Below are 15,240 nucleotides of genomic sequence, written 5' to 3' on the forward strand. Positions count from 1 at the left end.
CGCGGGCGGCGATTACTGCGCCAGCCAGGTTTCGATTTGGCGCTGAATGCCGGCGGCGTCCAGCCCCAGATCGGCGCGCAGTTCTTCCTGGGTGCCCTGTGAGACGAAGCTGTCCGGCAGGCCGAGGTTCAGCACCGGCACCGGACGGCGTTTGGCCATCAGCAGTTCGTTGACGCCGCTGCCGGCGCCGCCCATGATGGCGTTCTCTTCCAGCGTGACCAGCGTTTCATGGCTGGCGGCCAGTTCGAGCACCAGCTGCTCGTCCAGCGGCTTGACGAAGCGCATGTCGACCAGCGTGGCGTTGAGCGCTTCCGCCGCTTGCGCGGCCTCCGGCAGCAGGGTGCCGAAGTTGAGAATGGCGATCTTTTCCCCCTGGCGGCGCACCACGCCTTTGCCGATCGGCAGCAGGCTGAGCGGCTCCAGCGCCGCGCCGGTGCCGGTGCCGCGCGGATAGCGCACGGCGCTCGGGCCGTCGTTATAGTGATAGCCGGTATACAGCATCTGGCGGCATTCGTTTTCGTCGCTCGGCGTCATGATCACCATGGTCGGGATGCAGCGCATGAACGACAGATCGAACGCCCCCTGGTGGGTCTGGCCGTCGGCGCCGACGATGCCGCCGCGATCGATGGCGAACATCACCGGCAGGTTTTGGATCGCCACGTCATGGATCAACTGATCGTAGGCGCGTTGCAGGAAGGTGGAGTAGATCGCCACCACCGGCTTGTAGCCGCCGATCGCCAGCCCGGCGGCGAAGGTGACCGCGTGCTGCTCGGCGATCGCCACATCGAAATATTGCTGCGGATAGTCGCGAGAGAACTGCACCATGCCGGAGCCTTCGCGCATCGCCGGCGTGATTGCCATCAGCGAGCTGTCTTTGGCGGCGGTTTCACACAGCCAGTCGCCGAAGATTTTCGAATAGGTCGGCAGACCGCCGGCGCTTTTCGGCAGCGTGCCGCTGGCGGGATCGAACTTCGGCACCGCGTGGAAGCTGATCGGATCCTTCTCCGCCGGCGCGTAACCGCGGCCTTTCTTGGTCATGATGTGCAACAGCTGCGGGCCTTTCAGATCGCGCATGTTTTTCAACGTGGCGACCAACCCCTGTACGTCGTGCCCGTCTACCGGGCCGATGTAGTTGAAGCCCAGCTCTTCGAACAGCGTACCCGGCACCACCATGCCTTTCAGGTGCTCTTCGGTGCGTTTCACCAGCTCCTTGATCGGCGGCACGCCGGCCAGCACTTTTTTGCCGCCTTCGCGCAGGGTGGAGTAAAGCTTGCCGGACAGCAGCTGTGCCAGATGGTTGTTCAGCGCGCCGACGTTTTCCGAGATCGACATCTCGTTGTCGTTCAGCACCACCAGCATGTCCGGATTGATGTCGCCGGCGTGGTTCATCGCTTCGAACGCCATGCCGGCGGTGATGGCGCCATCGCCGATCACGCACACCGTACGGCGGCCTTTGCCTTCACGCTCTGCCGCCACCGCCATGCCGAGGCCGGCGCTGATCGAGGTTGACGAATGGCCGACCGACAGCACGTCGTATTCGCTTTCGGCGCGCCACGGGAAGGGGTGCAACCCGTTCTTTTGCCGGATAGTGGCGATCCGGTCGCGGCGGCCGGTCAGGATTTTGTGCGGGTAGGCCTGGTGGCCGACGTCCCACACCAGATGATCGAACGGCGTGTTGTAGACGAAATGCAACGCCACCGTCAGTTCGACGGTACCCAGCCCGGAGGCAAAGTGGCCGCTGGAGCGACTGACGCTGTTCAGCAGGTATTGCCGCAGCTCATCGCACAGCTTCGGCAAGCTCTCTTTGGGCAGTGAGCGGAGTTCCTCGGGGTTTTCCGCTAGCGCCAGGGTTGGGTATTTGGCTATATCAAGACTCATTCGATACTCATATCAGAGGAGTTAACGTCACACGTTAATTGTCGCGTTCAATAATGAAGCTGGCTAACGCTCGCAATGGCGCTGTGTTATAAGATTGCGCTGCCAAAGTGTCTAATGCAGCTAATGCTTCCTGATAGAGATCCCACGCTTTTGCTTTCGCGCTGTCAAGCCCGAGTAACGCCGGGTAGGTACTCTTTCCGTGTTGCTGGTCCGCGCCCTGGCGCTTGCCGATCTTTTCAGTCTCGCCGACAACGTCCAAAATGTCATCCTGCACCTGGAACGCCAGGCCAACCGCAGCGGCGTAACGATCCAGCTGCGGCAGCGCCGCTCGCCCGGCTTCGCCGGCGCTCAGCGCGCCCAGGCGCACCGCCGCGCGGATCAGCGCGCCGGTTTTGTGGCGGTGGATCTGCTCCAGCGCCTGCAGGTCGACGTGCTTGCCTTCGGCTTCCAGATCCAGCGATTGGCCGCCGCACATGCCGGCTACGCCGCTGGCGCTCGCCAGTTCGGAAACCATCGCCAGCCGATCGCGCAGCGCCACGTCGGGCATTTCGGCATCGGCCAGGATAGAAAACGCCAGCGTTTGCAGCGCATCGCCGGCCAGGATCGCGTTGGCTTCGCCGAATTTAATGTGACAGGTCGGCTGGCCACGGCGCAGATCGTCGTCGTCCATCGCCGGCAGATCGTCATGGATCAGCGAGTAGGCGTGGATGCATTCCACCGCCGCCGCCGGCGCGTCCAGGTTGCTCAGCGACACGCCGAACATCTGGCCGGTGGTGTACACCAGGAACGGACGCAGACGCTTGCCGCCCAGCAAGGCGCCGTGACGCATCGCCGCCACCATGTTGCCGTCGTTGAACGGCAGCGGGGCGATGAAGTCCAGCAGCGCGCGATCGGCGCGCTGGCGGAAAATCTGCAGTTGATCGGCAAAAGCGGCCGATGGGGCGATCTCAGACATGTCGGTTACTCGGCATCCGGTGTGAAAGGCGCCAGCGCCGCATCGTCGGCGCTGTCGTTAAGAAGTATCTGCACACGCTGTTCCGCCTGTTGCAGTTTCTGCTGGCCTTGGCGCGCCAGCTGCACGCCGCGTTCGAATTCGTTCAGCGCGTCTTCCAGCGGCAGTTCGCCCGACTCCAGACGCGTCACGATGCTTTCCAGCTCGCCGAGGGCGCTTTCAAAGCTGGTTGTTTGCTCTGTACTGGCTGATTGTGCTGGTTTTTTCGGCATAATTTTCTTTTTACGTCATCATGTGAACCGTGGCGCCAGAGCCTATCCTAGCGGATCTTGATTAGCAAATCATGGCGCTCATGTGTGGTTTTGTGCGCAGAGCACGGCGATATGGTGATATACTCCGCGCCGTAATTCTTATCTGACAACAAAGACCGCCATGAAGTTTATCATTAAATTGTTCCCGGAAATCACCATCAAGAGCCAATCTGTGCGCTTGCGCTTTATCAAGATTCTCTCGACCAATATTCGCAACGTCCTGAAGCAGTATGATGAAACGCTGGCGGTCGTCCGTCACTGGGATCATATCGAAGTTCGCGCCAAAGATGAAAACCAGCGGCCGATCATCGCCGACGCGCTGACGCGCATTCCCGGCATCCACCATATTCTGGAAGTGGAAGATCGCGCTTATACCGATATCCACCACATCTTCGAGCAGACGCTGGAAGCCTACCGCGCCCAGCTGGAAGGCAAAACCTTCTGCGTGCGCGTCAAGCGTCGCGGCAAGCAGGCGTTCAATTCGCAGGACGTGGAGCGTTACGTCGGCGGCGGCCTGAACCAGCATATCGAGAGCGCGCGCGTTAACCTGACCCGCCCGCAGGTCACGGTAAACCTGGAGATTGAAGACGACAAGCTGATGCTGGTCAAACGCCGTCTTGAAGGCATCGGCGGTTATCCGGTCGGCACCCAGGAAGACGTGATGTCGCTGATTTCCGGCGGCTTCGACTCGGGCGTGTCCAGCTATATGCTGATGCGTCGCGGCTGCCGCGTGCACTTCTGCTTCTTCAACCTGGGCGGCGCCGCGCACGAGATTGGCGTGAAGCAGGTGGCGCACTATCTGTGGAACCGTTTCGCCAGTTCGCACAAGGTGCGCTTCGTCGCCATCGACTTCGAGCCGGTGGTGGGGGAGATCCTGGAGAAAGTCGACGACGGCCAGATGGGCGTGGTGCTCAAGCGCATGATGGTGCGCGCCGCTTCGCAAGTGGCCGAACGCTACGGCGTGCAGGCGCTGGTGACCGGTGAAGCGCTGGGGCAGGTGTCCAGCCAGACGCTGACCAACCTGCGCCTGATCGATAACGCGTCCGACACCCTGATCCTGCGTCCGCTGATTTCGCACGATAAAGAGCACATCATCAAGCTGGCGCGCGAAATCGGCACCGAAGACTTCGCCAAAACCATGCCGGAATATTGCGGCGTGATTTCGAAGAGCCCGACGGTGAAAGCCGTCAAGGCCAAGATCGAAGAGGAAGAGAGCCACTTCGATTTCAGCATTCTCGATCGGGTGGTGAGCGAAGCGAAGAACGTCGATATTCGCTCCATCGCCGAGCAGGCGCAGGAGCAGGTGACCGAGGTGGAAACCGTCGCAGCCTTCGGCGCCGACGAGGTGATCCTGGATATCCGCTCCAACGACGAGCAGGAAGAGAAGCCGCTGCAGCTGGAACAGGTTGAAGTGAAAGCGCTGCCGTTTTACAAGCTGAGCACTCAGTTCGGCGATCTGGATCAGAGCAAAACCTATCTGCTGTACTGCGAGCGCGGCGTAATGAGCCGCCTGCAGGCGCTGTACCTGCTGGAGCAGGGCTTCAGCAACGTGAAGGTTTATCGCCCGTAACGCAGGCAGCGGCGTAAACGAGAGGGGCTGAACCGGTGTTCAGCCCTTTTTTTATCGGCAAGCCGCTCAGTCGCGGAAATCGTACATCCCAGGGATCAGCACCAGCTGCGCGGCGATCTCCGCCGCTTTGGCCTTGCCGAGCAGCAGATCGATCAGCTTCAGCGCGAACTCCATCGCGGTGCCCGGCCCCTGGCTGGTGAGCAGCTTGACGCGTGCGTCGTACACCACGCGGCGCTCCATCCATTTTTCCGCCGGTATCTGGTCTTTCAGGCCCGGGAAACCGGTCATGTTGCCGACCGGGAACAGATCGTGGTGCTGCAGCACCAGCGCCGGCGCCGCACAGATGGCGGCGACGATATTCCCCTGCAGGTGCATCTGCCGCACTTTTTCCACCAGCAGCGGGCTATCGCGGAAGCATTCTGCGCCTTTTAGGCCGCCGGGCAGCACGATGGCGTCGAAAGGCTCATCGACGATCGCCACCAGCGGCGCGTCGGCCAGCAGCTTGACGCCGCGCGAACAGACGATAGTCAACTCGCCGTCGCCGGCAACGCTGGCGGTGGTGACTTTTACGCCCGCCCGCACCAGCAGATCGATGGTGGTGACGGCTTCGGTTTCTTCGCTACCAGGTGCCAGGCAAACCAGCGCCGATACGCTCATATTCATTTTCCTTTCGTTTAATCAATTCAAACAGCCGCGCATTCTCCGGCAGCGTGAGGCCGTGACTGCGCGCGCGGCGCAGCAGGTAGCCGGTGATGTAGTCGATCTCGGTATGCCGCTGGCTGCGGATATCCTGCAGCATCGACGAAACGTTGTCGGCGGTGCTGTGGATCACGTCCATCACATATTGCATCAGGCCTTCGCAGGAGGTGTGGTAGCCCTCCATCGCCATCACGCTGGCGACTTCACGACACAGCGTTTCGATCTGCTCCGGGTAGCGCTGCAGATCGCCGTTGCGGCAGCCGTACAGCGCCGTCAGCGGGTTGATCACGCAGTTGACCGCCAGCTTGCGCCAGTTGGCCGAGGCGATGTTGTTGTGCCAGGCAACGTCGGGCAGCGCCTGATGCAGCACTTCCGCCAAGTGGCTGAGATGCTGGGCGGCCGGTGAGGTGGGGCCGATGTGGGTGATGCCGGTGGCGACGTGAATAATGGTGCTGCCTTCGTGGCGCGCGGCGTGAGTGGTGGTGCCCTGCAGGATGGGCTGGCCGTTTTGCGGCAGCTCCTCCTGGGTACCCATGCCGTTATGCAACAGCAAAATGGCGCACTGAGGATTCAGCTTCGGCAGCAGCGCACTGACCGCGCTGGAGACCTGCCAGGCTTTCAGCGTCACCAGCAGCAGCTCGCTCTGCGCGAGGTGCTCAGGATCGTTGGTGGGCAAATTGCGATTAAACGAGACGCCTTCCGGCTCGATCACGTTCACGGCGCAAAAAGGCTGCGGCACTCTTAGCCATCCCTGTACATCGTGGCCCTGCTGATACAGCCGGGAGAGCCACAGTTGTCCGAGCGCGCCGCAACCAAGAATGGTTATTTTCATTCAGTCTCCTTGGAAACACGGGAATACCGCTCAATTACCGTGATCTAACTATAGGCTTTATGGCAGCCTGAAGCGCTATCCCTGCGTGCGTTCAGCAGATTTTGTCTGAAGCGGCAAAGCGGTTATCATGCTCGGCATCAAAATCGCCTAAGCTATTAGGCACTCATTCAGGAGGAAGAAGTATGCCATCTTTCGACATCGTTTCCGAAATTGATATGCAGGAAGTGCGTAACGCCGTTGAGAACGCCACCCGCGATCTCGGCACCCGCTGGGATTTTCGCAACGTGCCGGCCAGCTTTGAGCTAAACGAGAAGAATCAAAGCATCAAGGTTGCCACCGAGTCTGATTTCCAGGTGCAACAGCTGCTCGACATTCTGCGCGAAAAGCTGAGCAAGCGCAGCATCGACGGCGCCGCGCTGGAGATCCCGGAAGAGTTTACCCACAGCGGTAAAACCTACAGCGTGGAAGCCAAGCTGAAGCAGGGGATTGAAACCTCTGTAGCGAAGAAAATCGTCAAGCTGATCAAAGACAGCAAGCTGAAGGTGCAGGCGCAGATCCAGGGCGAAGAAGTGCGGGTGACCGGCAAGTCACGCGACGATTTGCAGAGCGTGATGGCGCTGGTGCGCGGCGGCGATCTGGGGCAGCCGTTCCAGTTCAAGAACTTCCGCGATTAATCTCGACGGGGCCGGCATTGCCGGCCCCGTTTCTTTACAGCGAATTGACCAGCGCTTCCAACTGACCGCGATTGGTCTGCTTGGTGTCCACCTTGACGTAGGCGCTGCGCTCTTCCGGCACCACGATCGCCTCGGCCACGCCGGGCTGCGCCCTCAGACGGCTTTCCAGCGCCGAATCCTTCACCGCCAGTTCAGACAGCGTAATGCGCAGGCTGCTGACATACGGCGGCTCTTTCATGGTGCTGCTGACCAGGAACCAAACGGCGGCCAATACCGCGCCGGCGATAAACACCAAGCCTGCCCCCTGCAAACCGTACAGCCAGCCGCCGAGGCTGCCGCCGATCGCCACGCCGATAAACTGGCTGGTGGAGTAGACTCCCATCGCGGTGCCCTTATAGCCGGCCGGTGATTCTTTGCTGATCAGCGAAGGCAGAATGGCTTCCATCACGTTGAAGGCCATGAAGAACAGCTGCACGCCGGCGATGATGCCCCACAGGTGCGCGCCGGAGAGCCACAGCAGCACTTCGGCGCAAAACAGCACCGCCACGCAGCCCATAAACACCTGCTTCATGCGGCGATATTTTTCGGCATAGATGATGAACGGCACCACGGCGGCGAACGACACCAGCATGGTCACCAGGTAGACGATCCAGTGTTCGCTGGCCGCCAGCCCGGCTTTCTCCATCGCCAGCGGCAGCGCCACGAAGCTCGACATCAGCAGGATATGCAGACACATGATGCCGAAGTTGAGCTTCAGCAGGCGCGAGTTGCTCAGCACTTTGCGGAAACTGCCGCGCACGATGCTGGACTCGCGGTTCAGCAGATGGGTATCGGCGGAAGGCACTACCGCCAATGTGATGACGATGCCAGCCAGCGCCAGCACGGCGATCATCCAGAACAGCGCGTGCAGGCCGAAGGCGTGGGTAATTATAGGGCCCAACACCATGGCGATGGCGAAGGTGATGCCGAAGCTGACGCCGATGAACGCCATCGCTTTGGTGCGGTTCTGCTCACGGGTCAGATCGGAGAGCAGCGCCATTACCGCGGCGGCGATCGCGCCGGAGCCTTGCAACGCGCGGCCGAGGATCACGCCCCAGATAGAGTCGGTCGCGGCGGCGATCACGCTGCCGAGGGCAAAGATCAGCAGGCCGCCGACGATCAGCGGCTTACGGCCGATGCGATCGGACACCAGGCCGAACGGGATCTGAAACACCGCCTGCGCCAGGCCGTAGATGCCGATGGCGATGCCGATCAGCGCTTCGCTGGCGCCGTTGAGCGCCATGCCGTAGGTGGTCAGCACCGGCAATACCATAAACATGCCGAGCATGCGCAGGGAAAATACGGTGCCCAATCCCCAGGTGGCGCGACGCTCCTGCGGGGTCATTGAATTATCGTTCACATCAAACCTCGGTAAAAACCATGCCATCAGACGTTGAGACAGCGCCTGATGGCATGATTTCTGTAAAGCTGCGTCATTTTAGTGTGCGGGGCAGGGGGGGTAAATCGAATGTTGTTTAACAGATATTACAGTTTGGCCGCTTTTCGGCGTGACAAATAAAATGGGCCGCAAAAGCGGCCCATTCACAGATGATTTGGCTTACCAAACGTAGGTCACCAGCGCTTCAGGCGCCGCCGTGGCGCTGAAGTCGATCGACATCATCACGCTCAGCGAGGTGATGGCGACGATGGAGAACACGAACAGTTTGCGCGCCCAGACGCTGTCGTTTTCGGTCTTGTAACCGCGCAGCGCCATGCCCAGCCACCATACGCTCACCGCCGCAGCGACGATCAGGTACTTGTAGCCGGCATAACCTACCAGGGTCAGCATCAGCGTGGCGATCATAAATGCCAGGATGTAGACCGTGATGTGGTTCTTGGCGACGGAAATGCCTTTCACCACCGGCAGCACCGGAATGTTGGCCGCCTGGTAATCTTTAAAGCGGAAGATAGCGATCGCATAAGAATGCGGCATCTGCCACAGGCTAAAGATAGCCAGCAGGATCAACGCGCCGGCGTCGAACTCGTTGGTCACCGCGCAGTAGCCGATAACCGGCGGCGCGGCGCCCGACAAGCTGCCGATCAGCGTGCCGTAGACCGAATGGCGTTTCATGTACAGGCTGTAAACGCCGACATAAACCACGAAGCCCATCACCGCCAGCCACATGGCCAGCGGGTTGGCCGCGATATACAGCAACGCGAAGCCCGCAATACCCAACACGGTCGCATAAACCAGGGTGACACTCGGCGCGATCAGGCCTTTTACCAGCACCCGATTCTTCGTTCTCTCCATTTTCTTGTCGATATCGCGGTCGATGTAGTTGTTAAACACACAGCCCGACGCGACCACCAACGAGACACCCACCAGGGTGGCGAGAAACAGGGGATAGTCGATGCTCCCTTTGGAAGCGAGCAGGAATCCCCCAACGACAGAAATTAAATTGCCGAAAATAATTCCTGGTTTAGTGACTTGCAGGTATTGCTTAATCATCACGTGCAGCTCAGCTCTTAATCGACCATCATATTGATGTTGAGGTTGTACATAATCCAGAGTGAACCTACAACAACGATACCGATGATCATAGCGGTGAACAGCAATGCCACCAGGTTCCAGCGCTCTTCCGATGAGGTGTTCATGTGCAGGAAGTAAACCAGGTGAACAATCACCTGGATAACCGCCATACCGACAACAACCGCCAGGATGGTGGAATGAGAGGCAGTGCCGTTCATTACCATCGCAAATGGAATTACCGTCAGGATGATCGACAGGATAAAGCCGATCAGGTATGACTTCACGCTGCCGTGGCTTGCGCCGCCGTGAGAGGTTTCATGGGATGAATGGCTCATTACATAACCCCCAGCAGGTAGACAACGGTAAATACGCAGATCCAGACCACGTCCAGGAAGTGCCAGAACAGGCTCAGGCACATCAGGCGGGTTTTGTTGGTCGCGGTCAGGCCGAACTTGCTCACCTGAATCATCAGCACGATGATCCAAATCAGGCCGGAAGTCACGTGCAGACCGTGGGTGCCGACCAGCGCGAAGAAGCTGGACAGGAACGCGCTGCGATCCGGCCCGAAGCCTTCGGCGATCAGGTGATGGAATTCATAGATTTCCATCGCCACGAAGCCCAGACCAAACAGGAAGGTCAGGAACAACCAGGTGTTTACACCGCCAACTTTACCCTTGTTCATGGCGATCATCGCCATGCCGTAGGTGATGGAGCTGAACAACAGCAGGAAAGTTTCGACCAGGACAAACTTCAGGTCGAAGATGTCTTTGCCTGAGGGACCGCCAGCGGTCCCGTTCACCAGGACTGCATAAGTCGCGAACAAGCTCGCAAACAAAATACAGTCGCTCATCAGGTAGATCCAGAATCCGAAGACTTTGGTCTCTCCCGCGTCGTGGTGCCCATGCTCTGCATGGGCTGCGTTATGATTGGTCAGAGTTTCAGTTGACATGGTTCACGCCTGCTTTACGGATTTGTTCGTAGTGTTGGTTCTCAATGCGCTCGATTTCATCAACCTGCACATAGTAGTCAACATCGTGATCGAAGCTCTTGCCGATCCAGACAACGATCATACCGATGAAGCCGGCCAGAGCCATCCACCAGATTTCCCAAATCATTGCGAAACCGAATACCAGGCTGAAGAAGGCGATGATAACGCCGGCACCGGTGTTCTTAGGCATATGAATCGGTTCGTATTTAGCCGGTTTCTTATAGGCTTCACCTTTTTCTTTCATGTCCCAGAATTCATCACGGTCATGAATCTGCGGCACTACGGCAAAGTTATAGAACGGCGGTGGAGACGAGGTTGACCACTCCAGAGTACGAGCACCCCATGGGTCACCGGTCAGATCGCGGTTCTGTTCGCGGTCACGGATACTGACGAAGATCTGGGTCAGCTGGCACAGGATGCCGCAGGCGATCAGCGCCGCACCGCCGGCTGCAACCAACAGCAGAGGGTGGAACTCAGGGTTGATGTTCTGGCTGATACGACGAGTCATGCCCATAAAGCCCAATGCGTACAGCGGCATAAAGGCGGTGAAGAAGCCGATGATCCAGAACCAGAACGCGCGGATGCCCCATTTTTCGTTCAGCGTGAAGCCGAAGGATTTCGGGAACCAGTAGGTCAGGCCCGCGAAGCAACCGAACACCACGCCGCCGATGATGACGTTGTGGAAGTGCGCGATCAGGAACAGGCTGTTGTGCAGCACGAAGTTCGCGCCCGGCACCGCCAGCAGAACGCCGGTCATACCACCCACGGAGAAGGTGATGATGAAGCCAACGGTCCACAGCATTGCGGAGTTGAGCTTGATGCGGCCCTGATACATGGTGAACAGCCAGTTGAAGATTTTCACCCCGGTCGGGATGGAAATGATCATGGTGGCGATACCGAAGAAGGCGTTAACGTTCGCGCCGGACCCCATGGTGAAGAAGTGGTGCAGCCAGACGATGAACGACAGAACGGTGATCGCGATGGTTGCCCATACCAGTGAGGTATAGCCGAACAGGCGTTTTCTGGAGAAGGTCGCGGTGACTTCGGAGAACACGCCGAACACCGGCAGAACCAGGATATACACCTCTGGGTGACCCCAGGCCCAAATCAGGTTGATGTACATCATCATGTTGCCGCCCATATCATTGGTGAAGAAATGGGTGCCCAGATAGCGATCCAGGGTCAGCAGCGCGATGGTGACGGTCAGAATTGGGAAAGAAACGATGATCAGGACGTTGGTACACAGCGCCGCCCAGGTGAACACCGGCATCTTCATCATAGGCATGCCAGGGGCACGCATCTTCAGAATGGTGGCGAAGAAGTTCACGCCGGTCAGCAGGGTACCCAGACCGGAAATCTGCAGACTCCAGATCCAGTAATCGACCCCGACGCCAGGACTGTACTCTTTACCCGACAGCGGCGGATACGCCAGCCAACCGGTCTGAGCGAACTCACCGACCCCCAGGGAGATGTTGATCAGCACCACGCCCACCACGAAGAACCAGAAGCTCAGGGAGTTCAGGAACGGGAAGGCGACGTCGCGCGCACCGATTTGCAGCGGCACCACAACGTTCATCAGGCCAACCACGAAAGGCATCGCCATGAAGAAGATCATGATGACGCCGTGCGCGGTGAAGATCTGGTCGTAGTGGTGCGGCGGCAGGAACCCGGCTTCGCCGGCGGACGCCAACGCCTGCTGGCTACGCATCATGATGGCGTCGGCAAAGCCGCGCAGCAGCATGACCATCGCCACGATGATGTACATGATACCAATTTTTTTATGGTCGACCGAAGTCAGCCATTCGCTCCACAGCCACTTCCATTTACCGAAATACGTCAGCAGCGCCAGCACTGCCAGGCCCCCGACAATAATTGCGGCTACGGTGACCATGATGATCGGTTCGTGGTACGGAACCGCATCAAGTGTTAATTTTCCCAACATCAGTTATTCCTCGGCTCCGGCGTGAGCAGCATGTTCACCCATGTCCATACCTTGGCTCATGTCCATGCCTTCGTGCGCGCCAGCGCCCTTGTGCATATCCATGTCGCCCATGAATTTGGCAATTGTTTCTTTGAACAAATTCGGTTTGACAGCGGCAAAGTACTCAACCGGGTTGTTTTCACTCGGCTCTGCCAGTTTGTTAAAGTCGTCGGTGGTGTTCAGGTTTTTAGACGATGCCTTCACCTTGGCCACCCACTGATCGAAGTCGCCTTCGGTCGGGGTAACGATCGCGGTGAATTTCATACCGGAGAAGCCTGCGCCGCTGTAGCTGCTGGAGATGCCTTTGTAGGCACCGGCTTCGTTGCCGATCAGGTGCAGTTTGGTCTGCATGCCGGCCATCGCATAAATCTGTCCACCCAACTGCGGGATAAAGAACGAGTTCATTACCGAGTTAGAGGTGATCTTGAATTCGACTGGAACATCTTTCGGGAAAGCCAGCTCATTAACGGTCGCAATGCCTTGTTCCGGGTAGATGAACAGCCATTTCCAGTCGAGCGACACCACTTCGATCGTCATCGGCTTCTTGTCGGTGACAATCGGCTTGAACGGATCGAGTTCGTGGGTGGTCTTCCAGGTAATGGTGCCAAGGATGGCGATGATAATGATAGGAATGGTCCAGACGACCGCTTCGATCTTGTTGGAGTGGGCCCAGTTCGGACTGTACTTGGCGTCTTTGTTGGAAGCGCGATACTTCCAGGCAAAGGCGAACGCCATGAAGATAACTGGCACCACTACGATCAACATCAATGCGATTGCAGTGATAATCAGTGTCCGTTGCTCAACACCAATTGCTCCTTTGGGATTCATCAAAACCATATCGCAGCCACTGAGCAATACAGTGCCTGCGATTAATGACAGCATCCCAATACTTTTATTGTATTTCTTAAGTCTCATCTAACGACCTCAATAACAAAGGCTCAATTGTCGTTTCATGTGTGCGGGCATTTTACGGGAAGGTTGCAGTACTGTAAACATGCTTAAGGGAGTGTCAGCGGCTTGTTGACACTTTCTGTTAAGGGGGTCACAGATGTAACCCTGCGTGACAATTTACCAATGACAACAACGCGTTGGCACGCTGAATCGTGACGAGCAGCCCGTATGTTAAGGAAAACTAAAGGTATGATGAATTTGGCGAAGAAATGCGCGGCGGGGAAATACGCAGAAAAGGTTTATTTAATGTAAAATAATTGTGTCTTAAAGGTGAATTTAATTTTATTTCCGAGTGCGGCAGTCGGATAAAAAAATAATTTCCGCGCCGATTATCTTTTTTTACCGAAATAAATATATCCCCGGATCGCTTTTTTTTCGGCCGGCGAAATCACCGGCCGGTCAGATTATGCCAAACGGGTGCGGCGCAGGGCGAGGTAATCCAACGTACTGCCCATGGCGACGCCGAGCAGGCTCAGCGCGGCGCCGACCTGCAGCAGCCGATCGGCCAACTGCGAGGCCTGCGTCCAATCCAGCGCATTGGCGATAAGCAACAGCAACCACAGGCCCAACAGCGAACAGCCTAGCGTCAGCAAGCGCAGCGCCCAACGGTAAGATTCTGAAAACTCGGTGCGCGGCATAAAATTGCCATGCTGCTGGGTGTGCTCCAGCGTCTGACGACAGATACCGAGCAGCAGCAAACCGGGCAGGGCAGCGGCGATAGAGAACAGGTAGAACAACGGCCAACCGTGGGCTTCAACGAACCAGCCGGCGATCGGGCCGACATAGACGCGCCCTACGGCGGACAGCGCCGACAGCAGCGCGAACTGGGTGGCGGAGAACGACCGGTTGCACAGCGTCATCAGCAGCGCCACGAAGGCCGCGGTGCCCATGCCGCCACACAGATTTTCGAGGAAGATGGCGCTGCCCATGGTGAGCAGGCTCTTGTCGGTCACCGCCAGGATCCAATACCCGAGATTGGAGACCGCCTGCAGGACGCCGAACAGCATCAGCGCGCGGAACAGGCTGAGACGCTGCATCAGCACGCCGCCGAACAGGGCGCCGACGATGGTCGCGAACAGGCCGAGGGTTTTGTTCACCAGCCCGACTTCACCGGCGTCGAACCCCACGCCGCGGATCAGGAAGGTGGTACTCAGGCTTCCGGCGAAGGCGTCGCCCATTTTGTACATCACGATCAGCAGCAGGATCAGCCAGGCGTTGTTGCGGCCGAAGAAATCGCGCAGCGGCGCGACGACCGCCTGTTCCATGGTGCGCGGCGCCGGGATGCTTTCGTCCGGCTCCGGCGCCAACAGCGTGGCGGCCACGCCGATCAGCATCAATCCGGCCATCAGCCAGTAGGTGGCTTGCCAGCCGAAATAGCGATCCGCCAGCCACAGCGCCAGGCCGCCGGAAACCAGCATCGCCAGCCGATAACCCAGCACCGAGATCGCCGCGCCCGTGCCGCGTTCTTCGGCTTTCAGCAGATCGGTTTTATAGGCGTCGAACACGATATCTTGCGAGGCGGAGCAGAACGCCACCAGCACCGCCAACGCCGCCAGCCACCACAGGTGCTGCGCGGGCTGCATAAAGCCCATCGCCACAATCGCCGCCACCAGCAACAGCTGGCTGATCAGCAGCCAACCGCGCCGCCGCCCGAGAAACGGCGGGGTATAGCGGTCCATGAACGGCGACCAGAGGAATTTGAAGACGTAGGCCTGGCCTACCAGCGAGAAGATGCCGATGGTTTTCAGATCGATATTTTCGACGGTCATCCAGGCTTGCAGCGTGCCGGAGGTCAATGCCAGCGGCAGACCCGACGCGAAGCCCAGCAGCAGCAGAATGGCGGAGTTACGCTGGGTGAAGATGTTCAGATAGTGTTTCGACATGAGTTCCCTGTC

General features: G+C 58.5%; 14 protein-coding genes. 2 read left to right on the plus strand and 12 right to left on the minus strand.

Translation table 11 applies throughout. The features are described 5' to 3' along the window. Positions 1 to 12 precede the first annotated feature (12 nt). Genes dxs through xseB form a run of 3 tightly spaced genes read right to left on the minus strand, consistent with a single transcriptional unit; the run spans position 13 to position 3,102 of the window. The gene (dxs, locus tag ACJ8QF_RS00480; protein WP_031300022.1) at positions 13 to 1,878 is read right to left on the minus strand and encodes a 1-deoxy-D-xylulose-5-phosphate synthase; all 1,866 of its coding nucleotides are present in this window, start codon (positions 1,876 to 1,878) and stop codon (positions 13 to 15) included. Between the two features lie 34 nt (positions 1,879 to 1,912). Continuing rightward, the gene (ispA, locus tag ACJ8QF_RS00485; protein ID WP_004940379.1) at positions 1,913 to 2,833 is read right to left on the minus strand and encodes a (2E,6E)-farnesyl diphosphate synthase; all 921 of its coding nucleotides are present in this window, start codon (positions 2,831 to 2,833) and stop codon (positions 1,913 to 1,915) included. A 5-nt stretch (positions 2,834 to 2,838) separates the two neighbouring features. Next, on the minus strand, positions 2,839 to 3,102 hold the full coding sequence (xseB, locus tag ACJ8QF_RS00490) for an exodeoxyribonuclease VII small subunit (protein WP_004940378.1): 264 nt from the start codon (positions 3,100 to 3,102) through the stop codon (positions 2,839 to 2,841). Positions 3,103 to 3,262: 160 nt separating this feature from the next. Between xseB and thiI the strand changes: the two genes are divergently transcribed. Beyond that, positions 3,263 to 4,711: a tRNA uracil 4-sulfurtransferase ThiI gene (gene thiI / locus ACJ8QF_RS00495; RefSeq protein WP_004940377.1), complete on the plus strand. Its 1,449-nt coding sequence runs from the start codon at positions 3,263 to 3,265 to the stop codon at positions 4,709 to 4,711. Between the two features lie 66 nt (positions 4,712 to 4,777). Here the strand turns inward: thiI and yajL are convergent, their stop codons facing one another. After that, the gene (gene yajL, locus ACJ8QF_RS00500; protein ID WP_004940376.1) at positions 4,778 to 5,368 is read right to left on the minus strand and encodes a protein deglycase YajL; all 591 of its coding nucleotides are present in this window, start codon (positions 5,366 to 5,368) and stop codon (positions 4,778 to 4,780) included. Then, positions 5,331 to 6,242 (minus strand): 2-dehydropantoate 2-reductase, encoded by a 912-nt coding sequence (panE, locus tag ACJ8QF_RS00505; protein ID WP_004940375.1) that lies wholly within the window; start codon positions 6,240 to 6,242, stop codon positions 5,331 to 5,333. The genes yajL and panE overlap by 38 nt, the downstream gene beginning before the upstream one ends. Positions 6,243 to 6,424: 182 nt before the next feature. Between panE and ACJ8QF_RS00510 the strand changes: the two genes are divergently transcribed. Further along, complete coding sequence (locus ACJ8QF_RS00510) at positions 6,425 to 6,916, plus strand: YajQ family cyclic di-GMP-binding protein (protein ID WP_004940373.1); 492 nt, start codon at positions 6,425 to 6,427, stop codon at positions 6,914 to 6,916. Between the two features lie 34 nt (positions 6,917 to 6,950). On the opposite strand, the gene ACJ8QF_RS00515 is transcribed toward ACJ8QF_RS00510, so the two are convergent. The 7 genes from ACJ8QF_RS00515 to ampG form a co-directional block, all read right to left on the minus strand. After that, entirely contained in the window at positions 6,951 to 8,315 is a 1,365-nt protein-coding gene (locus tag ACJ8QF_RS00515) for an MFS transporter (RefSeq protein ID WP_076740506.1), read from the minus strand. A 198-nt stretch (positions 8,316 to 8,513) separates the two neighbouring features. Then, entirely contained in the window at positions 8,514 to 9,404 is an 891-nt protein-coding gene (gene cyoE / locus ACJ8QF_RS00520) for a heme o synthase (protein WP_015376842.1), read from the minus strand. Positions 9,405 to 9,421: 17 nt separating this feature from the next. After that, entirely contained in the window at positions 9,422 to 9,760 is a 339-nt protein-coding gene (locus ACJ8QF_RS00525; RefSeq protein ID WP_004940369.1) for a cytochrome o ubiquinol oxidase subunit IV, read from the minus strand. Then, positions 9,760 to 10,374 (minus strand): cytochrome o ubiquinol oxidase subunit III, encoded by a 615-nt coding sequence (locus tag ACJ8QF_RS00530; RefSeq protein ID WP_004940367.1) that lies wholly within the window; start codon positions 10,372 to 10,374, stop codon positions 9,760 to 9,762. The genes ACJ8QF_RS00525 and ACJ8QF_RS00530 overlap by 1 nt, the downstream gene beginning before the upstream one ends. Continuing rightward, positions 10,364 to 12,355 carry a cytochrome o ubiquinol oxidase subunit I gene (gene cyoB / locus ACJ8QF_RS00535; RefSeq protein WP_004940366.1) on the minus strand — a complete coding sequence of 664 codons (1,992 nt, stop codon included), beginning with the start codon at positions 12,353 to 12,355 and terminating at the stop codon, positions 10,364 to 10,366. Before cyoB ends, ACJ8QF_RS00530 begins: the two co-directional genes overlap by 11 nt. Positions 12,356 to 12,358: 3 nt before the next feature. Beyond that, positions 12,359 to 13,309, minus strand: a complete 951-nt coding sequence (gene cyoA / locus ACJ8QF_RS00540) for a cytochrome o ubiquinol oxidase subunit II (RefSeq protein WP_004940365.1) — start codon at positions 13,307 to 13,309, stop codon at positions 12,359 to 12,361. A 440-nt stretch (positions 13,310 to 13,749) separates the two neighbouring features. Further along, positions 13,750 to 15,228 (minus strand): muropeptide MFS transporter AmpG, encoded by a 1,479-nt coding sequence (ampG, locus tag ACJ8QF_RS00545; RefSeq protein ID WP_154871282.1) that lies wholly within the window; start codon positions 15,226 to 15,228, stop codon positions 13,750 to 13,752. Positions 15,229 to 15,240 lie beyond the last annotated feature (12 nt).

The sequence above is a fragment of the Serratia sp. CY81684 genome (genome assembly GCF_052166595.1).
GTDB lineage: Bacteria > Pseudomonadota > Gammaproteobacteria > Enterobacterales > Enterobacteriaceae > Serratia > Serratia nematodiphila.